At 72.5% G+C, this 20,501-nt stretch carries 21 protein-coding genes and 2 pseudogenes; 8 read left to right on the top strand and 15 right to left on the bottom strand.

Going from position 1 to position 20,501, the window contains the following annotated elements; all coding sequences use genetic code 11:
• Window positions 1-37: 37 nt before the first annotated feature.
• Window positions 38-424, top strand: a complete 387-nt coding sequence (locus ACZ6EM_RS12140; protein ID WP_452178385.1) for a VOC family protein — start codon at window positions 38-40, stop codon at window positions 422-424.
• A gap of 93 nt (window positions 425-517) precedes the next feature.
• On the opposite strand, the pseudogene ACZ6EM_RS12135 reads toward ACZ6EM_RS12140, so the two are convergent.
• Window positions 518-748, bottom strand: a pseudogene (locus ACZ6EM_RS12135) (SRPBCC family protein); the annotation flags it as partial.
• 157 nt (window positions 749-905) lie between these two features.
• On the bottom strand, window positions 906-1,301 hold the full coding sequence (locus tag ACZ6EM_RS12130) for a DUF5994 family protein (RefSeq protein WP_452178384.1): 396 nt from the start codon (window positions 1,299-1,301) through the stop codon (window positions 906-908).
• A gap of 352 nt (window positions 1,302-1,653) precedes the next feature.
• Between ACZ6EM_RS12130 and ACZ6EM_RS12125 the strand changes: the two genes are divergently transcribed.
• Window positions 1,654-2,079, top strand: a complete 426-nt coding sequence (locus ACZ6EM_RS12125; protein ID WP_452178383.1) for a CBS domain-containing protein — start codon at window positions 1,654-1,656, stop codon at window positions 2,077-2,079.
• Window positions 2,080-2,173: 94 nt separating this feature from the next.
• On the opposite strand, the gene ACZ6EM_RS12120 is transcribed toward ACZ6EM_RS12125, so the two are convergent.
• Window positions 2,174-2,326, bottom strand: coding sequence for a thiamine biosynthesis protein ThiC (locus tag ACZ6EM_RS12120; protein ID WP_401056382.1), 153 nt, complete (start codon window positions 2,324-2,326; stop codon window positions 2,174-2,176).
• Between the two features lie 469 nt (window positions 2,327-2,795).
• Between ACZ6EM_RS12120 and ACZ6EM_RS12115 the strand changes: the two genes are divergently transcribed.
• Entirely contained in the window at window positions 2,796-3,029 is a 234-nt protein-coding gene (locus ACZ6EM_RS12115) for a hypothetical protein (protein ID WP_465772381.1), read from the top strand.
• An 885-nt stretch (window positions 3,030-3,914) separates the two neighbouring features.
• On the opposite strand, the pseudogene ACZ6EM_RS12110 reads toward ACZ6EM_RS12115, so the two are convergent.
• Window positions 3,915-4,583, bottom strand: a pseudogene (locus tag ACZ6EM_RS12110) (ice-binding family protein); the annotation flags it as partial.
• Between the two features lie 439 nt (window positions 4,584-5,022).
• Here ACZ6EM_RS12110 and ACZ6EM_RS12105 point away from each other — a divergent pair.
• Window positions 5,023-5,478, top strand: a complete 456-nt coding sequence (locus tag ACZ6EM_RS12105) for a hypothetical protein (RefSeq protein WP_465772311.1) — start codon at window positions 5,023-5,025, stop codon at window positions 5,476-5,478.
• A 109-nt stretch (window positions 5,479-5,587) separates the two neighbouring features.
• Here ACZ6EM_RS12105 and thiC read toward each other — a convergent pair whose 3' ends face one another.
• Together thiC and ACZ6EM_RS12095 are read right to left on the bottom strand one after the other, a co-directional pair.
• Window positions 5,588-7,402 (bottom strand): phosphomethylpyrimidine synthase ThiC, encoded by a 1,815-nt coding sequence (gene thiC, locus ACZ6EM_RS12100; RefSeq protein WP_401047994.1) that lies wholly within the window; start codon window positions 7,400-7,402, stop codon window positions 5,588-5,590.
• Window positions 7,403-7,768: 366 nt separating this feature from the next.
• A complete protein-coding gene (locus ACZ6EM_RS12095) occupies window positions 7,769-7,969 on the bottom strand; it encodes a DUF5326 family protein (RefSeq protein WP_049653234.1) in 201 nt (66 codons plus the stop codon).
• Window positions 7,970-8,229: 260 nt separating this feature from the next.
• Here ACZ6EM_RS12095 and ACZ6EM_RS12090 point away from each other — a divergent pair, with 260 nt between their 5' ends.
• Window positions 8,230-9,519: a hypothetical protein gene (locus ACZ6EM_RS12090; protein WP_401047997.1), complete on the top strand. Its 1,290-nt coding sequence runs from the start codon at window positions 8,230-8,232 to the stop codon at window positions 9,517-9,519.
• Window positions 9,520-9,601: 82 nt separating this feature from the next.
• On the opposite strand, the gene tenA is transcribed toward ACZ6EM_RS12090, so the two are convergent.
• Together tenA and ACZ6EM_RS12080 are read right to left on the bottom strand one after the other, a co-directional pair.
• Window positions 9,602-10,273: a thiaminase II gene (gene tenA, locus ACZ6EM_RS12085; RefSeq protein ID WP_387694022.1), complete on the bottom strand. Its 672-nt coding sequence runs from the start codon at window positions 10,271-10,273 to the stop codon at window positions 9,602-9,604.
• 26 nt (window positions 10,274-10,299) lie between these two features.
• Window positions 10,300-10,617, bottom strand: a complete 318-nt coding sequence (locus tag ACZ6EM_RS12080; RefSeq protein ID WP_401047999.1) for a cupin domain-containing protein — start codon at window positions 10,615-10,617, stop codon at window positions 10,300-10,302.
• Window positions 10,618-10,737: 120 nt separating this feature from the next.
• On the opposite strand from ACZ6EM_RS12080, the gene ACZ6EM_RS12075 reads away from it, so the two are divergent.
• Complete coding sequence (locus ACZ6EM_RS12075) at window positions 10,738-11,118, top strand: phage holin family protein (protein ID WP_359905187.1); 381 nt, start codon at window positions 10,738-10,740, stop codon at window positions 11,116-11,118.
• Window positions 11,119-11,220: 102 nt separating this feature from the next.
• Here ACZ6EM_RS12075 and ACZ6EM_RS12070 read toward each other — a convergent pair whose 3' ends face one another.
• Both ACZ6EM_RS12070 and ACZ6EM_RS12065 read right to left on the bottom strand, forming a co-directional pair.
• Entirely contained in the window at window positions 11,221-11,646 is a 426-nt protein-coding gene (locus ACZ6EM_RS12070; RefSeq protein ID WP_359905190.1) for an SsgA family sporulation/cell division regulator, read from the bottom strand.
• Window positions 11,647-11,842: 196 nt separating this feature from the next.
• Window positions 11,843-12,760: an IclR family transcriptional regulator gene (locus ACZ6EM_RS12065; protein ID WP_401048003.1), complete on the bottom strand. Its 918-nt coding sequence runs from the start codon at window positions 12,758-12,760 to the stop codon at window positions 11,843-11,845.
• A gap of 238 nt (window positions 12,761-12,998) precedes the next feature.
• On the opposite strand from ACZ6EM_RS12065, the gene ACZ6EM_RS12060 reads away from it, so the two are divergent.
• Complete coding sequence (locus ACZ6EM_RS12060; RefSeq protein ID WP_452178380.1) at window positions 12,999-13,568, top strand: NUDIX domain-containing protein; 570 nt, start codon at window positions 12,999-13,001, stop codon at window positions 13,566-13,568.
• On the opposite strand, the gene ACZ6EM_RS12055 is transcribed toward ACZ6EM_RS12060, so the two are convergent.
• From ACZ6EM_RS12055 to ACZ6EM_RS12040, 4 genes are all read right to left on the bottom strand, one after another.
• On the bottom strand, window positions 13,569-15,278 hold the full coding sequence (locus ACZ6EM_RS12055; RefSeq protein ID WP_465772310.1) for a globin domain-containing protein: 1,710 nt from the start codon (window positions 15,276-15,278) through the stop codon (window positions 13,569-13,571).
• Between the two features lie 234 nt (window positions 15,279-15,512).
• Window positions 15,513-16,880, bottom strand: a complete 1,368-nt coding sequence (locus ACZ6EM_RS12050; RefSeq protein ID WP_465772378.1) for a dihydrolipoamide acetyltransferase family protein — start codon at window positions 16,878-16,880, stop codon at window positions 15,513-15,515.
• Entirely contained in the window at window positions 16,880-17,848 is a 969-nt protein-coding gene (locus ACZ6EM_RS12045; RefSeq protein WP_380545877.1) for an alpha-ketoacid dehydrogenase subunit beta, read from the bottom strand. The genes ACZ6EM_RS12050 and ACZ6EM_RS12045 overlap by 1 nt, the downstream gene beginning before the upstream one ends.
• A gap of 77 nt (window positions 17,849-17,925) precedes the next feature.
• Window positions 17,926-19,068, bottom strand: coding sequence for a thiamine pyrophosphate-dependent dehydrogenase E1 component subunit alpha (locus tag ACZ6EM_RS12040; protein ID WP_452178378.1), 1,143 nt, complete (start codon window positions 19,066-19,068; stop codon window positions 17,926-17,928).
• A gap of 164 nt (window positions 19,069-19,232) precedes the next feature.
• Here ACZ6EM_RS12040 and ACZ6EM_RS12035 point away from each other — a divergent pair, with 164 nt between their 5' ends.
• The gene (locus ACZ6EM_RS12035) at window positions 19,233-19,679 is read left to right on the top strand and encodes an Lrp/AsnC family transcriptional regulator (RefSeq protein ID WP_359905204.1); all 447 of its coding nucleotides are present in this window, start codon (window positions 19,233-19,235) and stop codon (window positions 19,677-19,679) included.
• 85 nt (window positions 19,680-19,764) lie between these two features.
• On the opposite strand, the gene ACZ6EM_RS12030 is transcribed toward ACZ6EM_RS12035, so the two are convergent.
• Window positions 19,765-20,349, bottom strand: a complete 585-nt coding sequence (locus ACZ6EM_RS12030) for a TetR/AcrR family transcriptional regulator (protein ID WP_359905207.1) — start codon at window positions 20,347-20,349, stop codon at window positions 19,765-19,767.
• Window positions 20,350-20,501 lie beyond the last annotated feature (152 nt).

Here is a 20,501-nt window from a genome sequence, read left to right as displayed (position 1 = left end):
GTCCCCGACAGCCCCACCCGAGCGGAGCCGATCACCCATGCGCGTCGTAGCCTTCGACCACCTGGTCCTCAACGTCGCCGACGTCGAGCGTTCGCTGGCCTTCTACGCCGGCCCCCTGGGCCTGGAGCCCGTCCGCGTCGACGAATGGCGCGCCGGCAAGGTGTCCTTCCCGTCGATCCGGGTCAGCGCCGGGACCATCATCGACCTGGTCCACGGCCCCCGGCACGAGTCCAACGTCGACCACTTCTGCCTCACCGTCGAGCCCCTCGACTGGCAGGAGGTCATCGACGCGGGCACCTTCACCGTCCTGGAGGGCCCCGTCCCCCGCTACGGCGCCCGCGGCACCGCCACCTCCGTCTACGTCCAGGACCCGGACGGCAACACCGTCGAACTCCGCTGGTACCCCCAGGACGCGGCCAACTGACCGTTCACCCCCGGCGCACGGCCAACAGACCGTGTGCCCGCCCCGGGCCCACGGGGGTGGCCCGGGGCGGGCACACCGGGAGCGCCGCGCCCGTCAGTTCCGGCCGGCGAGGTGCTCGACCAGCCGGTCGAAACTGGAGTTGAGCCCCGCCTCGGCCTCCGGGCCGCGGAACATCTCCGGCACCCCGGTCTGGTGCAGCACCACCCGGGTGCCGCCCCCGTCGAGCCCGGTGAAGGTGAGGGTGGAGCACATGCCCGAGCCCTCCTCCACCATCGCGAAGAACTCGCCGACCCGGATCTCGGTGATCTCGGGATCTCCTCCGTGGTCACGTCCGTCGCTCGCACAGGGGTAGACCCCGGGTGTCCCGGAAACTCATCGCTCGCCGTGAAGGTTTTCGACGACTTCTCCCGACGACCTCTCCCGTTGGTGTTCTCCACCGGCGTTCTCCATCGAGGCCGGGAGGTCTTCATCGAGGACGGCTTCAGCCGTGAATCCGGCCGGGCGCGACGACGACCAGCGGTCGGCCGAGCAGCAGCTCCGCCGCCGGAGTGTGGTTCCCGGTCGCGGAGGCTCCGGCCATCGCCGAGGCGGCCGTTGTCGGGTCGGTGCCGGGCGGCACCACCAGCAGGAGGAAGTGGTCCTGGAGGCCCCGGGTGACGCTGATCGTCGCGTCGCTGCCGGCGAACCAGTTGATCCTCACCACCAGGCCGTTCGCGGCGACGGACCGGGGCACACCGTCCCAGGCCTCGGTGTCGAGGCCGACCCGCAGGATGCGCCCGAAGTGGGCGCCGAGCGCGGTGATCAGGTCCGGCAGTTCGGCGAGGACCTCGTTCGAACGGGGCCACCAGGCCCCGTCGAAGACACCCTCCCGCGACATCGTCGGCTCCAGCTCCAAGCGCGGCAGCAGCGGGGCACCGGGCGCCGTCCACGGCCCGGGGGAGGAAGGAATGGGGAGGGGGATCGGCATCATCTGAGGCCGCCCGTCCGGTCCACGAGGGACCCGTCATGACCCAGGGCGACGTCGACGCTGATGCCGGTGTCCGGAATGTCCTCGGTTACTCCCCACGCTACTCCGCCGTAACCTCCCCCGGGCCGACCACCGCAGGAGTAGCCTCGGAGACATCCAGGGCATCCCGCATCCCGGTCCCCGTTCCGGCTTCGTTCTGGGTGCAGGACAGCCCGGCAGACCCCGCCCCGGCGGGCGGCCGGAGACGGGAACGGTGAATGCCGTGACCACTCGCACGCCCCAGCCCGCACGGCCCGGCCACGGCCTCACGGTCGCCGACGCCATGGAACCCTGCGACTACCAGATCGCCGACGACAGCACCGTCGACCAGGCCGACGACATCCTCCGCGGCGCCCACCTGGACTACCTCCTCGTCCGCGGCCACGACGGCCGGTGCGAAGGGCTGGTCACCCGCACCGGACTCCACCCGTTCCTCACCCGCTCCTGGTACACCGAGCGGACCGCCGTCAGCGCCACCACCCACCAGCGCGGCCCGTTCGCCTGGCCGACCATGGGCCTGACCCTGGCCTCGATCGCCATGCGGATCAAGCACCTGGCGGTCTGGCCCGTCGTCGACGAGGACGGCTACATCCTCGGCGTGCTCACCGCGGACCGCGCCACCGGCCTGCTCACCGCCGCGCCCGCGTGACCCACGGCACCCGGCCGGCCCCGCACCAGGCACCTGCCGACCCTGCTCCGGGAAGCCCGTCCGGCTCCCGGAGCAGGGTCGACGACGCGCATGGTCAGTCGGCGAGCGGAAGATAGACCCGGTTGCCCCGGGCCGCGAACTCGGCCCACTTCTCGGCCATGCCCGCCAGAGCCTCGGCATCGAACCCGCTGGAGACGGCCGTCGATCCGTCACCGTGCTCGTCGCGGATCTTCTGGGAGATCTTCATCGAGCAGAACTTCGGGCCGAGACCAACACCTCGTCGCTGGACCGACGCCCCGATGGGCCCACCCACGCGACCGCAGGACTGGCCTGGCGCGCCGCCGCGACGGACAGTGCCGGGTCAGGCCGATCAGCCCGCGAACAGGCCGGGAACACCGATCCGACCACCGTTCCGGCCAAGGGCGTGGCGCTGTCTCGAACGGCCTTCCGGCTACCCGGGACAGCGCCACGCGTGGACGAGCGTCAGTCCGTCGGCGGGAAGTGGACCCACTCCTGACGCGCGCCGCCCATCACGGCGAGGGCTAGTGCCGACGGCGAGCTGCGGCTCGTCCGCTGCGCCTCACGAGGATGAGGATTGAGCCTCCCAGCACGACGGCGGCCGCCGAACCGACCGCCATGACGATCGACTTGTCGGAGCCGGTGGCAGCGAGTGCTTGCCCCGACTCGTGCGGACGCACGACCGGCACACCCTGTTCGTGACCGCCATTGCCGTTGCCGTGGTCGGCCGGAACGTTGCCGTGGTTGCCCTGTTCGTGACCGCCATTGCCGTTCCCGTGGTCGGCCGGAACGTTGCCGTGGTTGCCCTGCTCCTTCCCGTGATCACCTTGCTCATGGCCGCCGTGACCCTGACCACCGTGACCGCCTGGAGACTGGGGCGGTCCGGCCGGACCAGCAGGACCGGCCGGACCGGCCGGACCAGCAGGACCTGATGGGCCGGCCGGACCAGCAGGACCGGCAGGGCCGGGTGAGCCGTTGGCCCCCGGCGAACCGTTGGCACCCGGGGAGCCATTCGCCCCTGGCGAACCGTTGGCACCTGGCGAACCGTTGGCACCCGGCGAACCGTTAGCCCCTGGCGAACCATTCGCACCCGGCGAGCCATTAGCCCCCGGCGAACCGTTGGCACCCGGCGAGCCATTGGCACCCGGGGAGCCATTCGCCCCGGGCGAACCGTTAGCCCCTGGCGAGCCGTTGGCACCCGGGGAGCCATTAGCCCCCGGCGAGCCATTGGCCCCCGGCGATCCGTTAGCCCCTGGCGAGCCATTCGCACCCGGCGAACCATTCGCACCGGGGGCGCCAGGAGCGCCATTGGGACCAGGTGCACCGGGGGCGCCGGGAGCACCGTTGGGCCCGGGGGCGCCCGGAGCGCCCGGGGAGCCCGCCACGCCCGGAGCACCATTGGGACCGGGTGCACCGGGGGCACCGGGCGAACCATTGGCACCGGGGGCACCGGGAGCACCGTTGGGGCCGGGAGCACCCGGAGCACCCGGAGCACCGTTGGGGCCAGGAGCACCCGGAGCACCGGGCGAACCATTGGCACCGGGGGCACCGGGAGCACCGTTGGGGCCGGGAGCACCCGGAGCACCCGGGGAGCCCGCCACCCCCGGAGCACCGTTAGGTCCAGGTGCCCCCGGGGAACCGGCAGCACCGGGAGGACCGGCGGGCCCACTCGGTCCGGGCGGGCCGCTCGGTCCGGGCGGGCCGCTCGGTCCGGGCGGGCCACTCGGTCCGGGCGGGCCGACGGTGCAGGCCGCCCTCGTGATGGTGTTGTCGTCCAGAGTGACAGCGCCGTTGCGCGCCAGGGCACGGCCTTCGATCACCGAGGCGTGGTTCACGCTGATGGATGTGAGGGCCAGGATGTTGCCCTTGAAGAAGGAGTCGACATCGATGGTGGCAGAGCTGCCGACCTGCCAGAACACATTGCAGGGCTGTGCTCCGTTGACCAGGCTGACGACGCTCGACGGAGCCGTGATGAGGGTGGAGCCGATCTGGAAGATGAAGACGGCGTTCGGGTCGCCCATCGCGTCGAGGGTGACGGTCCCGGTGAGGTTCAGCGACGAACTCGCCTTGTAGACGCCGGGCGTCAGCGTCAGCCCTCCGATGTCGCCGGGCGAGGTCAGGATGGCCGTGGGGGCCCGGCCGGCGGCATCGTTGTAGGCGATGACGAGGTCGGACTGGGCCTGCGCCGCCTGCGCGTCGTTGACGTGCTGAACCCCGTTCACGGCTCCGGGGGGAAAGCCCGTCACGCTGGTGCCCGGGAAGAGCCCCAGGTCGCCGTTGATGACGCTGGGGCCGGTGTTGGTGACGGTTGAGCCCGCCAGGATCGCATAGCTGGTATCAGTCCCCAGCCCCACCGGTGCGGTTGCGGCGTGCGCGGGGCTGGGGACCAGGCCGGCCGTCGCGAGCAACGTCAGTCCGGACAGCAGGACGGACGCCCCCGCGAGTCGAGTGCGTCTACGCCCTCGTCCCGGTGGAGCGGACAACATGGCATCGACTGCCATAGGACAGGACCCTTTCTTGTCGCCGTTGAACTCCGTCACCCGAAGAGGGCATTCGGAGCGCCGCTGGTGGTTTCCGGTCAGGCCTCACGCCCTCGCACTCGCGCCGGAGGGCTTTCGACGATCGGAGCCGACCAGGGCAGGTGATGGAGAGTCACCAACTCACTACACCGTGCAACAACAACATGGAAAGAAGAGAGTGATAAAGATGCAACAGAGTGACGCACCAGCGCCGATCGGGGAATGGCCCCCATCCCTCAGCGTCATTCGTCTACGTACCAAATGGCGGGTTTGTCCCTCCACTGGCAGCCGACGGCCGGCAGCTGTCGGCCGGGGGGATGGGGGCTACCCGGGTCGCCGCCAACGCCATAGCAGTACCGTTTTTTCCTCTTGGCCGCGCCCGGGCCGGTGAATCACGTATCGCCCCGTGATCCCAATCGTTGGCCCGATCATGAACGACCTAACGAATCCGCAGGAAGAGGCGCTCACTGCGGCCGCCGGTGACGCCGGCACGGTGGCCGAGCGCTGCCGTGCCGCAGGTGGCCTCCTCAGGGTCACCCTCGGTGAACTGCGCGCGGAAGTCGGCTACCGAAGACTCGGCAAGTACGTCCTGGAAGAACTGGCCGAACGCCTTACCGAGGAGGGGCTCGGTTGGTTCCCGGCGTGGCGGCTCTCCCCGAGGGAGAACGGCGAGCCGCGGAAGGAACACGACCTGTGGGTGTTCCTCCGGGACGGCGGCCTGCGCTGCCAGGTCATCGACGCGGTCCAGGCTCCCGACGGCTCCGACGTCCCCGCGGTCCTGAACGGCCTGCTCACCGGCCGTCCCCAGAATCTCTCCCCGGAGCGCAAGCTCGGCCTCATTCGCGAAATCCTCGGGCTCTGACCTACACCCGAGAATCCGCCCACCGGATTCCACCCGCGCACCCGAACGTGCGCGGCGCTGTGCCGGACACCGCCGTCGGGGTCCCAGCACAGCGCCTCGGCACCTGCCGTCAGTCGGCCAGCGGGAGGTAGACCCGGTTGCCCTGGGCCGCGAACTCGGCCGACTTCTCGGCCATGCCCGCCAGGGCCTCGGCGTCGAACCCGCTGGAGACGGCCGTCGATCCGTCACCGTGCTCGTCGCGGATCTTCTGGGAGATCTTCATCGAACAGAACTTCGGGCCGCACATCGAGCAGAAGTGCGCGGTCTTGGCGGGCTCGGCGGGGAGGGTCTCGTCGTGGAAGGCGCGGGCGGTCTCCGGGTCGAGGGCCAGGTTGAACTGGTCCTCCCAGCGGAACTCGAAGCGGGCGTCGGAGAGGGCGTCGTCCCAGGCCTGGGCGCCGGGGTGGCCCTTGGCCAGGTCGGCGGCGTGGGCGGCGATCTTGTAGGTGATCACGCCGGTCTTGACGTCGTCCCGGTTGGGCAGGCCCAGGTGCTCCTTGGGGGTCACGTAGCAGAGCATCGCGGTGCCCCACCAGGCGATCATCGCGGCGCCGATGCCCGAGGTGATGTGGTCGTAGCCGGGGGCGACGTCCGTGGTCAGCGGGCCGAGGGTGTAGAACGGCGCCTCGTCGCAGATCTCCTTCTGGAGATCCATGTTCTCCTTGATCTTGTTCATCGGGACGTGGCCCGGGCCCTCGATCATCACCTGGACGTCGTGCTCACGGGCGATCCGGCCGAGCTCGCCGAGGGTCTTCAGCTCGGCGAACTGCGCCTCGTCGTTGGCGTCCGCGATCGAGCCCGGGCGCAGGCCGTCGCCGAGCGAGAAGGTGACGTCGTAGGAGGCCAGGATGGAGCAGAGTTCCTCGAAGTTGGTGTAGAGGAAGTTCTCCTGGTGGTGGGCCAGACACCAGGCCGCCATGATCGAGCCGCCGCGCGAGACGATGCCGGTCTTGCGGCGCGCGGTGAGCGGGACGTAGCGCAGCAGCACACCGGCGTGGACGGTCATGTAGTCGACGCCCTGCTCGCACTGCTCGACGATCGTGTCCCGGTAGACCTCCCAGCTCAGCTCCTCGGCCCTGCCGTCCACCTTCTCCAGGGCCTGGTAGAGCGGCACGGTGCCGATCGGCACCGGGGAGTTGCGCAGGATCCACTCGCGGGTGGTGTGGATGTTGCGGCCGGTGGAGAGGTCCATGACGGTGTCCGCGCCCCAGCGGGTGGCCCAGGTCATCTTCTCCACCTCCTCCTCGATCGAGGAGGTCACGGCGGAGTTGCCGATGTTGGCGTTGATCTTCACCAGGAAGTTGGTGCCGATGACGGCCGGCTCCACCTCCGGGTGGTTCACGTTGACCGGGATGACGGCCCGGCCGCGGGCCACCTCGGCACGCACGTACTCCGGCGCCAGGCCCTCGCGCAGCGCCACGAACTCCATCTCCGGCGTCACCACACCCCGCTTCGCGTAGGCGAGTTGGGTGACGGCGGCGCCACCGCGACCGCGCAGCGGGCGACGCGGCCGGCCGGGGAAGACGGCGTCCAGGTTGCGCAGGTTCCCGCCGCGCGGCGAGGTGTGCTTGATCCCGTCGTCCTCGGGGCGCGGCTCGCGGCCGTCGTACTCCTCGACGTCGCCGCGCTGGCGGATCCAGGCGTCCCGCAGGGCGGGCAGGCCGCGCCGCACATCGGGCTCGAAGGACGGGTCGGTGTACGGTCCGGAGGTGTCGTACAGCGGGACGGACCCGCCGTTGGTGAGCCGCACCTCGCGGTACGGAACGCGCAGGTCGGGGCGCGACCCCTCGCGGTAGGACTTGCGCCAGGCCGGGGTCGGGTAGCCGGTGCGCTCGCTGCTGGGGGCGCCCTGGGCAGACTGCGGCTGTGCTTCGAACGTGGTCATCTGACCTCTACTCCCTACGCCGGCATTACCCGGTCAGGTTCCTGCGGTCGACGCAGCCGTCGGTCCGTCCGTCGACGTCCCGGTCAGCGTCCTCTCAGCCCGGTGCTCCGAGCTCCCGCGTCGCAGGCGGTGTTGCCTGCACACGACGCCCAACACGGTAGCGAGCCGATCGCCGCAGGTCCAGAGCGCCCCACCCCGCCCGGTCGGCCCGCCCGGTCACCCGGCCCGGTCGAGCGACCGACGTCGTCGTCGACCTCTTCGGCTACTACCGCAACCAGTAGCCGATCGGATACCGGAGAACGGCCGAGGCCCGGTCCCCCCTCTCGCGGGGGGCCGGGCCTCAGGGCGGCGTTACGGGGTGGTGGGTCAGCTCTTGGCGGCCTTCTTCACCAGGACCACCACGGCGGCGGCGATGCCGACCACCACCAGCAGCTTGATCACGATCGAGAGCAGGGCGCCGACGACGCCGAACACGAAGGCGACGATGTTCCAGGCCAGCACCAGGACCAGCACCGGGATGACGATGTTGCGCACCCAGGAGGGCAGCGACTTCCAGAGCTCAGCCATGTCGGTTCCTCTTCTCCCCTCGGGTCGGCCGCCGTCCGGTGCCGCATCCCGCTTGCTTTCGGTCCTTCGATCGTACGGTGGCGCGAGTGCCGGAACGAGGCCCAACGGCCCGGAGAGAACCCCGAGATCACCCCGAGCCCGACCCCCCGGGTGACCCCCGAGAATTCGTCCGGCGGCGTACAACCCCCGGCGTTCCCAAGCGTCCAACCAGTGCCGGAAGAACGCCTGTCCGGTGCCATCGACCAGGGGGGAACCTGATCATGCGGGCCAGAACAGCCGTGTCCACCGCCGCTCTCGCGGCGCTCAACCTGACCGTGGCGGCGCTCGCCGCGGTCCCGGCGACCGCGGCACCGGCGGCCGTGACCGCCGCCGCCGACGTGACCGCACCGGCCGGGTTCGTCGGGATGTCCCCGACCCGGATCCTGGACACCCGCTCCTTCGACCAGACCCCGTCGCACGACCACTTCGGACCGCTCAAGGAAGGCGAGTACTACAGCACCCCGGTCTCGCAGCGCTGCGGCAACCACCCGCCGATGTACTGCGGTTCCGCCGTGCCGACCGACGCCACGGCCGTGGTGGTCAACCTCACCGTGACCGACCCGACCGCCGACGGCTACGTCACGCTCGCCGCCAAGGCCGGCCCGGCCGGCACCAAGCCCGCCACCTCCAGCATCAACTTCAAGGCCGGCCAGACCATCTCCAACCTGGTCACGATCGCGGTCGGTCCGGTCGGCCGGGGCGCCCCGTGGATCAACGTCTACAACAACGCGGGCACCGCCCATGTCGTGCTCGACGTGGTCGGGTACTACCGGACCGCGGCGACCGACAAGTACGGCCCGCTGACCCCGACCCGGATCGCCGACAGCCGCAGCGACGGCACCGGGCGGCTCGGCGGCGACGCGGTACGCACCTACCAGGTCGCCCGCCCCGAGCTGGGGACCGCGGACGCCACCTCGGTGGTCCTCAACGTCACCACCACGGACGGCTCCTGGGACAGCTTCCTGACCGCGTACCCGAGCGGGACGCAGCGGCCCGCCTACGGCTCGAACGTCAACTTCCCGGTGGGATCGACGGTCGCGAACCAGGTCGTGGTGCCGGTCGGCGCGGACGGGCGGATCGACGTCTACAACCGCGCCGGCTGGGTGCACGTGATCGTCGACGTCGTCGGCTACTACGGCCCGTCCGGAACGGGCCTGTTCAGCGCGCTCACGACGCCGGTCCGCAACCTCGACACCCGGATCACCGGTGGCAAGCTCCAGCAGGGGGCGACCACGGCCGTCCAGGCGGTGCCCACGGACGGCTCCGTCCCGAACGTGCTGGGTGTCGAGGCCAACGTCACGATCACCGACGTGACCGACTCCGGCCACCTCACGGTGTTCCCGGGCGGGGGCCTGCCGCCGAACACCTCCACCGTCAACGTCGAACCCGGGCAGACCGTCGCCAACTCGGTGACCACCGGGGTCACCGGCGGGGGCACCTACTCGGTCTTCAACCACGGCGGCCCGGTGAACGTCGTCGCCGACCTGACCGGCTACTTCGTCACCGGCTGACCCGGCACCGCCCGCCCGTCGTCCGCCCGTCGTCCAGGTACCGTGCGGACGGCGGACGGCGGACGGCCGCACCCGCGCGGCTTCAGACCGGCCAGCGCTCTCCGCGCCAGGCGGCGTCCCAGAACATCCACTCGTAGCGCGAGGTGGTCACGAAGTGCTCGACCACCTTGCGGCGCTCGGCCGCGGACAGCTCCTCACCGAGCCGGTCGGTGAGCGCCAGCACCCGGCGGACCACCGACTGGAAGGCCTCGTCGCCGTAGGTGGCGATCCACTTGGCGTACAGCGGGTCGGGCGAGCCCTGGGCGAGCAGCGCCTCGCCGACCCGGGCGTAGATCCAGTAGCAGGGCAGCACCGCGCCGACCGCCTCGGCGAAGGAGCCGCCGTAGACGGTGGCCAGCAGGTAGCTGGTGTAGGCCCGGGTGGTGGGCAGCACGGGCTCGGCGGCGGCCTCCTCGGCGCTGCCGCCGAAGGCGGTCAGGAACTCGGCGTGCATGCCCTGTTCGGCGGCGAGCGCGCCGACCGCGTCGTCGGCGAAGGCCCGGACGTCCTGCTCGCCGGGCGCCTTGGCGGCGCAGACGGCGAGCGCGCGGGCGTAGTCGCGCAGGTAGTGCGAGTCCTGGACGACGAAGTGGCGGAAGGCCGCGCGCGGCAGGGTGCCGTCGGTGAGCCCGGCCAGGAAGGGGTGGGCGAGGATCTCGGCGTACACCGGCTCGATGGCCGCCCAGAGTTCTTCGGTCAGCGTCTTGGTGCTCATGACGCCGACCCTAACCGGCGGGGCGCTCAGTCCTCCGGCGGGGAGAACACCACCAGGACGCGCAGTTCCTCGGTGATGTGGTGGAACCGGTGCGGGGTTCCGGCCGGCACGTACACCACCGTGCCGCGAGCGACCGTGGCGGTCTCGGCGCCGACGGTCAGCTCGGCCCGGCCGCTGATCACCTGGTAGATCTCGTCCTGGTCGTGCGCGGTCTGGGTGTCGGTGTCGCCGGGGGCGAGCGCGTACAGCCCGGCGGACATCCGCGGTTCGCGCAGGAACCGCAGGTACGCACCGTCGTTGGCCGCCCGTTCGGCGTCCAGTCCGTCCAGCCGGAAGAGCTTCACCGCCGCCGTCCTCCCTCGTTCTCGGGCCCGTTCGTCCACCTCCCGGACCAGGGGCATTCAACACCACCCCGCCGTCCGGTGGTTCCGCCGGGACGGGGGTACCTGTCAGGCTTGGGCGGCATGAAGGGTTTCGTCATCAAGACACTGATCAACGCGGCGGCCATCTGGGTCGCCGCCTGGATCGTCAGCGGCATCCAACTCGCCGAGGGCAACGCGGACTGGCAGCACAAGGCGCTGACGGTGCTCGGCGTCGCCGTCGTGTTCGGCGTGGTGAACTGGCTGATCAAGCCGGTGGTCAAGCTGTTCTCGCTCCCCCTGTTCATCCTCACGCTGGGTCTGATCACCTTCGTGATCAACGCCCTGATGCTCCTGCTCACCTCCTGGGCCTCCGGGAAGCTGAGCCTGGACTTCCACGTGACCAACTTCGTTTCCGCGCTGGTCGGTTCGCTGATCATCAGCCTGGTCTCGTGGGGCCTGCACCTGGCCCTGGACGACGACTGACCGGCGGCGCGCGGACAGCTGAAAGGGGCCCGCACCCGGGTGTTCCACCGGGTACGGGCCCCTTCGCCGTTCTCGCCGCGCGGCCTGCCGGCGCCGGACCGCTCACCCCGCGTTCTCGCGCCCCTTGAGCAGGTCGGCGAGCTGGGCGTCGATGTCCCGCCCGGTGAACTCCTGTCCCATCGGCACCAGCCGGTCGGTGCGCGCCAGGAAGGCGATCAGCGGCGCGGACGAGGCGCACAGCAGGGCGTCGCCGTCGGGGGAGCGCAGCACGATGCGGACCTCCGAGAGCTCGTCGCCGACCGGGCGGATGTGCACGTCGCCCTCGCCCGCCGGCCCGCTGATCCCGTCGAGCAGCAGCTCCCGCGCGAAGTACCAGGTGACCGGGGCGTCTCCGGGGAGGTGGAAGGTGAGCCGGACGGCGTACGGATCGTCGGCCTCGTACGCCAGGTCCACCGGGAGGCGGAAGGAGAGCTCGTGCGAGACCACGAGGTTCATCACCAGGTGACCCTGGACTGTGCTGTGCTGCATGGCGCCAGTACCTCTCGTTCTGCCCGCGCCGTCGGTCTGCTGGCCCGATGGCGGCCGGACATGTTTTCGACGGTTTTTGTGACGGTTTATGCAACCAATCCACGTTCGATCATCATCGTCCCGTTTGGGGATGTAGCGGACAAGGTGTGCTTTTTCAAATGGTGAACGAGCCGGAGCTGGTCCAGACCAAGTGGCGTCAGGAAATGAACGCCGGGCTCATCGCCCCCACCCCGCGCCGCAGTTGGCGGGCGGCGGGCCCCAGCCGGTCGGCCTGATCGACCGGGAGCGACAGGGCCATGGTGGCGACCACCGGGCCGATGGTGATCGGGACGGCCGCGCAGACCGTGCCGAGCACGTACTCCTGCCGCTCCAGCACGGGCATGGTCGGCCGCAGCGAGGCGAGCCGGCGCAGCACCGCGCTCTCACCGGTGAGGGTGGACGGGGTGAGCCCGGCCGGCGGGTGGCGGGCGAGGTGGTCACGGCGTTCCTCCTCGGGCAGTTGGCCGAGCAGGCACTGGCCGATGGCGTGCGCGTGGGCGGTGGCCCGGAAGTCCGCCCAGGGCTCGACGGCGGGCCGGCTCGGGTCCTCGACCACCTCCACCACGTGGACCTCGCCGTCCCGGTAGAGCGCGAAGTAGACGGCGGCGCCGAGTTCGTCCCGCAGGGACTGCATCCGCGTCCTCAGGTCGGGGTCGCCGGGCCGGGCGCCGGTGCGGGCTATGCCGTCGAGCGCCTCCCCGTGGAAGAAGCGCCCCTCGGAGCGCCGCAGGTAGCCCTCGTGGGCCAGGGTCCGCAGCAGGTGGTAGGCGGTGCCGAGGGGCAGTCCGGCGGCCCGGGCCAGCTGCTTGGCGGTCGCTCCGTGCCGGAAGCCGCCGACCGCCTCCAGCAGCCGCAGCGCCCGCTGGACGGAGCCGATCAGGGTGGGCCCGCGGTCCGCGGCCGCCCGCCGCGACCCGGCCGCCCCGGACTCCCGCGCGATCCGGGGCTCCCGGGCGGTCCCGAACGGCCGCGTCCGCTCGGACGGCCGTGTCCGCTCGGCCGGCGGCGGCTTCCCGCAGGGCTGCGTCTTCCCGAGCGGCTGCGTCTTCCCGAAAGGCTGTGCGATCCGATCCATGCCACCCAACCCCCAGCCCGAGTCCCTCGTACAGGTCCGTGCCCAGAACGGGCATGCGGAGCGAAACCTCCGATTTGCCCGATAGCTGCTCATTGCAGCACAGCGGGGCCCCGAACGGATGCACCCGACCGGGTCGGCGTTTCGACCCGTTCCCGGTGCGTTTCGCCCTGTTCCCCGGGTTTCGCCCCCGCCCCGGCGCGGGAGAATCCCGCACAACGCGCCAGTCCCGGAGGTGGCCATGGGCCCCGAGAACCGCACTCCGCCACCGCGCCCCGTCGTGAAGCGCACCGCGCGGGCGATCCTGCTGGAGCTCGACCCGGACGATCCGTACGGCCCGGCGTCGATCGTGCTGATCCGGCGGGTCCGGCCGGGCTCGCCGCACCCGTACTGGATCACCCCCGGCGGCGGGGTCGAGCGCGAGGACCGGACGGTGGTCGAGGCGCTGCACCGCGAGGTGGACGAGGAGCTCGGCGGCAAGGTCGTGGACGTGGTGCCCGCCTTCGTCGACACCATCAGCCACACCATGCCCCAGCCACCGGCCGGGGGGACCGCCGTCGACGACGGCACCCCGCCGCACCCGCACGGGGTCAAGGTGCAGCACTTCTTCGTCTGCCGGCTCACCGAGATGGACCTCAGCCGGCGGCACGGGCCCGAAGTGACCGACCCCAACGGCGAGTACGAGGTGGTCCGGCTGCCGTTCACCCGCGAGGGCGTCACCTCGGTCAACGTGGTCCCGCCCCGGCTGCGGGCGTACCTGGCGGCCAACATCGAGGGCATCCGCGCGCTCCTCGCACCCGACCTCGGGTGATCAACCCGCGGTCGGGTCGCCGACCGGGTCGTGCCGGATCCGCTCGGCCGGCACCCCGGCCCCCAGCAGTGCCCCGACGCCCGTGCGCACCATCGCGGGCGGCCCGCTGAGCACCGCCTCGCGCCCGGTCCACGGGCCGAACCGGCTCACCACCTCGGGCAGTTCGCCGGTCAGCGGCCCGCCGGGCAGCAGGCCCCCGGGCAGCAGGACACCCGCCGGGGCGCCGCCGGACAGCACCGGACGGACCGTCAGCCACCGGTTCCGCGCGGCCAGTTCGCGCAGCTCGCCCAACGCGTACAGCTCCTCGGCCCGGCGGGCCCCGTAGAACACCTCGACCCGGCGGCCGGACACGCCGTGCTCGACCGCCTCCTCGACCAGGGCGCGGATCGGCGCGATGCCGGTGCCCCCGCCGAGGCAGAGCAGGTCCGCACCCGCCGCGTGGTCGACGGTCATCGAGCCGGCCGCCGGACCGAGCCGCAGCACGTCCCCGGGCGCGGCCCGGTGGACCAGCGCGTTGCTCACCCAGCCCGCCTGGACGGCCTTGACGTGGAAGGTCAGCAGCCCGTCCGGGCGGGGCGCACCGGCGAAGGAGTACTGCCGCCAGACCCTCGGCCACCAGGGCGTCTCCAGGGCGGCGTACTGCCCGGCCCGGAACGGGTACGCCTGGTCCGGGCGGACGGTGATCGCCGCGACGTCCCGGGTGCGGCGCTCGTGCCGGACGATCTCGCCCTGCCACCAGGGCGGCGAGGTGCGGGCGTCCTCCTCGGCGGCCTCGATCACGGCCGAGGAGATCATCCGGTAGGCGCGGCGCCAGGCCGATTCGGCCTCGGCGCCCCAGTGGCCGCCCGCGTACCGGGCCAGCGTCGCCACCAGGCACTCCTCCACCGCGGCGTCGTACCCGGTCAGCGTGCCGTACCGACGGTGGTCACGGCCGAGCCCGGTCAGCGTGGCGCGCAGGGCCACCGGCTGGTCGATCTCGCGCACGACGGCCAGCAGGGTGCGGAACAGCCGGTCGCGGTGGACGTCCATGGCGGCGGGGAAGGAGGGGCGGAGCTCGGGGTGGCGCAGGAAGAGCAGCGCGAAGAAGTGCGCGGTGGCCCGGTCGGCGTCCGGCTCGACGGCGGCGAGGCCGGCCCGGACCAGCGCGACCTCCCGGCTGGTGAGCGGCGGTCGGCCGGCGGTCCCGTCCTGGCCGACGGCGGGGAGTCCGGCAGTGGGGAGCGCGACGGCGGGCGGTGCGGCCGGGAGCTGCCCGACGGGGGTCCGCACGCCCCAGGCCTCGCTCCACCGGTCGCCCGGCCCGGCCCAGTTGAGGCCGGGCGCGTCGGCGAACAGCGGGCGGAAGGGGGTGGGGTCCGGAGCGAGGACGGGGCCGGAACCGGGCGCGGTGCCGGAACCGAAAACGGGAACGGGGGCGGGCACGGCCGGGGGGTGCGGCGGCCGGGCCGGGATCACCGGCCGGACGGGCTCCAGCAGCGACACCGGCGGCAGCACCGCCGTCGGCGCCTCCGCCGCCGCCAGGGGCGGCAGGTCCGGCGGGTCCGGCGGGTCCAGGGGCGTCGGCGGCCGGACGGCGACCTCCCGCGCCACCTCCCGCGCCGGGGCCCGCGCCGGGGCCCGCCCGGACGCGCCCGCCGGCAGGCCCGGGACGGAGGCGGCCCCCGCCGAGCCGTGTCCGGTGCGGACCAGGACTGTCCCGCGGGACTTCACCGCTACGTTTCGAGTACCCAAGAAAATCGTTTCGCCTCCGGCCGGCTGCGCCACCACTCGGCTTGTCCCTACTGGCGCCAGGGCAGCGTGGCACGGCCGGAGCGCTCCTCCGACGAATCGCGCGAAGCCCGGACATCCGGGCCGGGGACGCGCTACTCTCCCCGGTCCGCAGTCGCCCTGGGTGCCCCTCCGCGCACCCAGGGCGACCGCGCCCGTCCCTTTCGGCGGCCGGGATCAGAGCTGTCGCAGCAGCATCCCCGGTTGCTCCACGCAGTCGGCGACGAACCGCAGGAAGCCGCCCGCCGTCCCGCCGTCGCAGACCCGGTGGTCGAAGGTGAACGACAGCTGGGTCACCTCGCGCACCGCCAACTCCCCCTGATGGACCCAGGGTTTGGCCACGATCCGGCCGACCCCGAGCATCGCCGCCTCCGGGTGGTTGAGGATCGGGGTGGAGCCGTCCACGCCGAACACCCCGTAGTTGTTCAACGTGAAGGTGCCGCCGGTCAGTTCGGCCGGGGTGAGCGCGCCGCCGCGCGCCGCCCCGGTCAACCGGGCCAGCTCCTTGCCGAGTTGTTCGGTGCTGCGGTTCTGCGCGTCCCGGACCACCGGGACGACCAGCCCGCGCTCGCCCTGCGCGGCGAAGCCCAGGTGCACCGCCGAATGCCGGACGATGCCCGAACCGTCCTCGGTCACGGAGGAGTTGAGCTCCGGGAAGCGCGCCAGCGCGACGGTGCAGATCCGCGCCAGCAGCGCCAGCACGCTCACCTTCGGCCCCGGCGTGGCGTTCAACTGCCTTCGCAGCACCATGAGTTCGGTGGCATCCGCATCCACCCAGCAGGTCGCCGCCGGGATCTCCCGGTGGCTGCGGCTCAGCTTCTCGGCCACCGCCTTGCGCAGTCCGCGCAACGGGACCACACCGTCCCGCACGGCCGGCCCGGCGGGCGCCGGAGCGGCCACCCTGGCCGCGACCGCCCGTTCGACGTCCGCACGCATGATCAGTCCGTCCGGCCCGCTCCCGGCGAGCGCGGTCAGGTCGACCCCCTGCTCCCGGGCCAGCCGCCGCACCAGCGGCGAGATCACCGGCACCACCGCGGGCCCGGTCGGCACCGCCGGAGCCCGCACGGCCACCGCACCGGCCACCGCACCCACCGCAGTACCGGCCGAAGCACCAGCAGCGGCACCGCCACCGGACACGACCGGGGCCGGCACCGCGGCCGGCCCCCCGACCCGGCGCCGGCGCCCGCCCCGGCCCGGCTCGGCGACGCCGAACCCGACCAGCGGCCGCTCCACCTCGGAGGCCGCGGGAGCGGCGACGACGCCCGGCTCGTCCGGAGCCTGCGGACCGCTCCCCGACGACGGCCCCACCGCGACCGTCACCAGCGGCGCGCCCACGGCGATCTCCTCGCCCACCTCGCCGTACCGCGCGGTGACCACCCCGCCGTACGGACAGGGCACCTCCACCACGGCCTTGGCGGTCTCCACCTCCACCACCGGCTGGTCGACGGCGATCACCTCGCCGACCTCGACCATCCAGCGCACCACCTCCGCCCCGGTGAGACCCTCACCGAGGTCGGGCAGCCGGAACTCGCGCACGACGGGCATCATCCTCGGTCCTCCCACTGGAGCCGGGCGACCGCGTCCAGGATCCGGTCCACCCCGGGCAGGTGGTGGTGCTCCAGCATCGGCGGCGGGTACGGGATGTCGAAGCCGGTGACCCGCAGCACGGGCGCGGCCAGGTGGTGGAAGCAGCGCTCGGTGACCCGGGCGGCGATCTCCGCGCCGGTGCCGCCGAAGCCGCTCGCCTCGTGCACCACCACGGCCCGGCCGAGCGAGCGCACCACCCGGCAGACCGTCTCGTCGTCGAAGGGCACCAGGGTGCGCAGGTCCAGCACCGCGAGGTCCCAGCCCTCGGCCTTCGCCGTCTCGGCCGCCTCCAGGCAGACCGGCAGCGAGGGGCCGTAGGTGATCAGCACGGCGGAGGTGCCGGTGCGCCGCAGCACCGCCCGGCCGATCGGTTCGACCGGCGTCGCCGGGTCGAAGTCGGCCCTGCCCCAGTAGAGCCGCTTGGGCTCCAGGAAGACCACCGGGTCGTCGGAGGCGATCGAGGCGCGCAACAGCCCGTACGCGTCGGCCACCGTCCCCGGCGTGACCACGTGCAGGCCGGGGGTGCTGGTGTAGTACGCCTCGGAGGCGTCGCTGTGGTGCTCGACGCCGCCGATGCCGCCGCCGTACGGGATGCGGACGGTGATCGGCAGCGGCAGCCTGCCGGCCGTGCGGTTGCGCATCTTGGCGACGTGCGAGAACAGCTGCTCCAGCGCCGGGTAGGCGAAGGCGTCGAACTGCATCTCGACGACCGGGCGCAGCCCGTACATCGCCATGCCGATCGCGGTGCCGAGGATGCCGGCCTCGGCCAGCGGGGTGTCCAGGCAGCGCTCCGGGCCGAACTCGGCGGTGAGCCCGTCGGTGATCCGGAAGACACCGCCGAGCGCGCCGACGTCCTCGCCGAGCACGTGCACCGCCGGGTCCTCGCGCATGGCGTCCCGCAGCGCGGAGTTGAGCGCCTGGGCCATGCTCGACGGGCGGACGTCGGCGGGGCGCCGCGCGGCGGCCCCGCCGAGGGTGGGCGCGGGCGACGGGTGGGAGGTGCTCACCGGTCCGCCACCTCCGCCTCGGCGGCCAGTTCTTCGGCCAACTGGGCTGCCTGCTCCCGTAGTTGCGGCGTCGGTTCGGCGAAGACGTGGGCGAACAGCGCCATCGGGTCCAGGGCCGGGTCGGTGTGGAACTCGGCCCGCATCCGGGCCGCCAGCGCCTCGGCCTCGTCGGCCGCCTCCCGCACCAGCCGGTCGTCCAGCACGCCGAGCCCGCGCAGCGCACGCTCCATCAGCAGGATCGGGTCGTGCTCGCGCCAGGCGGCCACCTCGGGCTCGGTGCGGTAGCGGGTGGCGTCGTCGGCGTTGGTGTGGGCGTCGATCCGGTAGGTCAGCGCCTCGACCAGGGTCGGGCCGCCGCCGGCCCGGGCCCGCTCGACCGCCTCGGTCAGCACCGAGTGCACGGCGGGCGCGTCGTTGCCGTCCACCAGCCGGCCCGCCATGCCGTAGCCGACGGCCTTGTGGGCCAGGCTCGGTGCGGCGGACTGGGCGCTGAGCGGGACGGAGATCGCGTAGCCGTTGTTCTGCACCAGGAAGACCACCGGGGCGCCGAGCACGGCCGCGAAGTTCAGCGCCTCGTGGAAGTCGCCCTCGCTGGTGCCGCCGTCGCCGAGCATCGCCAGCGCGACCACCGGCTCGCCGCGCAGCCGGGCGGCGTGCGCCAGCCCGACGGCGTGCGGGGCCTGGGTGGCGAGCGGGGTGCAGAGCGGGGCGGTGCGGCTGGCCCGCGGGTCGTAGCCGGTGTGGGCGTTGCCGCGCAGCAGGGTCAGCGCCTCCAGCGGGTCGACGCCCCGGGAGACCACCGCGAGGGTGTCGCGGTAGCTGGGGAAGAGCCAGTCGTGCTCGCCGAGCACCAGCGCGGCGGCGACCTGGCAGGCCTCCTGGCCGGTGGACGCCGGGTAGACGGCGAGCCTGCCCTGCTTGGTCAGGGTGGTGGCCTGCTGGTTGTAGCGGCGGCCGACGACCAACCGGCGGTAGAGCTCGCGCAGCAGGGCCGGGTCGTACTTCTCCAGGGCCGGGGTGCCGAGCGCCCGGACGGGGGACGGGTCCGGGAGGAGGGGCGCCGGGTCGGTGCGCGGAGCGGTGGCCCCGGGCAGCCAGCCGGGCACGCTCGTGTGGTGTCTGTGGTCGAGAACGGTCATCTCGGGGCACCTCCAGGGGTGGCGGGGGCTCCCTACCGATTGTTCGGTCGTCTGTTCATCTTGACCAGAAGCGTGACAAGGTGGTGGACATTCGGCCTGTTCGGCGGTCGACTGGTGGCAGTGTGTCCAATCGGTGGGGGTGGGGGGTCATGTCTGCTGAACAGATGTCCAGACTCGATCAGGTCGACCGGTCGATCCTTCGGCTGCTGCAGCAGGACGGTCGCGCCTCCATCCGCTCGGTGGCCGAGCGGGTGCACGTGTCCCGGGCCAACGCGTACGCCCGGATCTCCAGAATGGTCGAGGACGGCATCATCCGCGGCTTCACTGCCAGGGTGGACCACGAACGGGCAGGTCAGACCGCGTCCGCGTACGTCACCCTGAAAATCGTCCAGAACTCCTGGCGGACGGTGCGCGAACGGCTGCTGGAGCTGCCCGGGGTGGCGCACATCGCGCTGGTCGGCGGGGACTTCGACGTCCTGCTGCTGGTGCACACCGCCGACAACCAGGCCCTGCGGGAGCTGGTGCTGGGCAGCATCCAGTCCATTCCCCAGGTGCTCGGCACCCGGACCATGCTGGTCTTCGAGGAGACCGACCAGGTGCCGCCGATCTGACCGGTCGGGCCGCCGATCCGACCGGCCGGCCCGCCGGTCCCACCGATCGGCCCACCTGTCGGCCCGCCGCGGCGGGCCGGGCCGGTCAGCGCGCCCGCAGCCCGTCGAAGGCCAGGTGGACCACCGCGTCCGCGACCCCGTCGGCGGCCTTGAGCCCCGGCCGGTACCACTCCACGATCGAGTTGATCATCCCGAACAGCAGCCGGGTGGCCAGCCTGGGCTCCACGTCCGCGCGCAGCGCGCCGTCCGCGACCGCCGCCCGCAGCAGCTCGGCCACCTGGTGGTCGAAGTCCCGCCGGCGCTCCAGCGCCCACTGCTCGGTGGCCGTGTTGCCGCGCACCCGCAGCAGCAGCGTCACGTACGGCAGTTCCTCCAGCAGCACCTCGGCGGTGCGCCGCACCACGTGCTCCAGCCGCTCCACCGCCGGGCCCCGGACCGCGGCCGGCTCGACCAGGATCGCGAACAGCCCGTCCAGCGCCCGCCCGACCGCCAGCCGCAGCAGTTCCTCCTTGCCGCGCACGTGGTGGTAGATGGAGGACTTGGAGATCCCGGCCGCCCGGGACAGGTCCTCCATGGAGGTGCCGTCGTAGCCGCGCTCGTTGAACACGTCGACGGTCACCGCGAGCAGTGACTCCACGGTGTAGGCAGTGCGCGTGGTGTGATCGGCCATCCTCCGAGTATCCCCGGCCGCCCCCCGCGTTACGCGATCGGGTCCGACTGGTCCACACCAGCCCGGAAAGGCAGGCCCTAGAATCTCCGGACGATCCGTCCACGTCCAGAGCACTGGGGTCCACGGCTGATGAACGCAATACCGGCAGTCGC

It is taken from the genome of Kitasatospora sp. NPDC041917, from assembly GCF_055589745.1.
This window is presented reverse-complemented; position numbering and strand designations above follow the sequence as displayed.

Excerpts from the sequence above, each read along its gene's own strand:
- ACZ6EM_RS12075 (WP_359905187.1), top strand. The coding sequence starts at position 10,738 with ATGAAGGGTTTCGTCATCAAGACACTGATCAACGCGGCGGCCATCTGG.
- ACZ6EM_RS12035 (WP_359905204.1), top strand. The coding sequence starts at position 19,233 with ATGTCCAGACTCGATCAGGTCGACCGGTCGATCCTTCGGCTGCTGCAG.
- thiC (WP_401047994.1), bottom strand. The coding sequence starts at position 7,402 with ATGACCACGTTCGAAGCACAGCCGCAGTCTGCCCAGGGCGCCCCCAGC.
- ACZ6EM_RS12120 (WP_401056382.1), bottom strand. The coding sequence starts at position 2,326 with ATGAAGATCTCCCAGAAGATCCGCGACGAGCACGGTGACGGATCGACG.
- ACZ6EM_RS12060 (WP_452178380.1), top strand. The coding sequence starts at position 12,999 with ATGGGCCCCGAGAACCGCACTCCGCCACCGCGCCCCGTCGTGAAGCGC.
- ACZ6EM_RS12030 (WP_359905207.1), bottom strand. The coding sequence starts at position 20,349 with ATGGCCGATCACACCACGCGCACTGCCTACACCGTGGAGTCACTGCTC.
- ACZ6EM_RS12140 (WP_452178385.1), top strand. The coding sequence starts at position 38 with ATGCGCGTCGTAGCCTTCGACCACCTGGTCCTCAACGTCGCCGACGTC.
- ACZ6EM_RS12065 (WP_401048003.1), bottom strand. The coding sequence starts at position 12,760 with ATGGATCGGATCGCACAGCCTTTCGGGAAGACGCAGCCGCTCGGGAAG.
- ACZ6EM_RS12045 (WP_380545877.1), bottom strand. The coding sequence starts at position 17,848 with ATGGCCCAGGCGCTCAACTCCGCGCTGCGGGACGCCATGCGCGAGGAC.
- ACZ6EM_RS12095 (WP_049653234.1), bottom strand. The coding sequence starts at position 7,969 with ATGGCTGAGCTCTGGAAGTCGCTGCCCTCCTGGGTGCGCAACATCGTC.
- ACZ6EM_RS12090 (WP_401047997.1), top strand. The coding sequence starts at position 8,230 with ATGCGGGCCAGAACAGCCGTGTCCACCGCCGCTCTCGCGGCGCTCAAC.
- ACZ6EM_RS12130 (WP_452178384.1), bottom strand. The coding sequence starts at position 1,301 with ATGTCGCGGGAGGGTGTCTTCGACGGGGCCTGGTGGCCCCGTTCGAAC.
- ACZ6EM_RS12070 (WP_359905190.1), bottom strand. The coding sequence starts at position 11,646 with ATGCAGCACAGCACAGTCCAGGGTCACCTGGTGATGAACCTCGTGGTC.
- ACZ6EM_RS12050 (WP_465772378.1), bottom strand. The coding sequence starts at position 16,880 with ATGCCCGTCGTGCGCGAGTTCCGGCTGCCCGACCTCGGTGAGGGTCTC.
- tenA (WP_387694022.1), bottom strand. The coding sequence starts at position 10,273 with ATGAGCACCAAGACGCTGACCGAAGAACTCTGGGCGGCCATCGAGCCG.
- ACZ6EM_RS12040 (WP_452178378.1), bottom strand. The coding sequence starts at position 19,068 with ATGACCGTTCTCGACCACAGACACCACACGAGCGTGCCCGGCTGGCTG.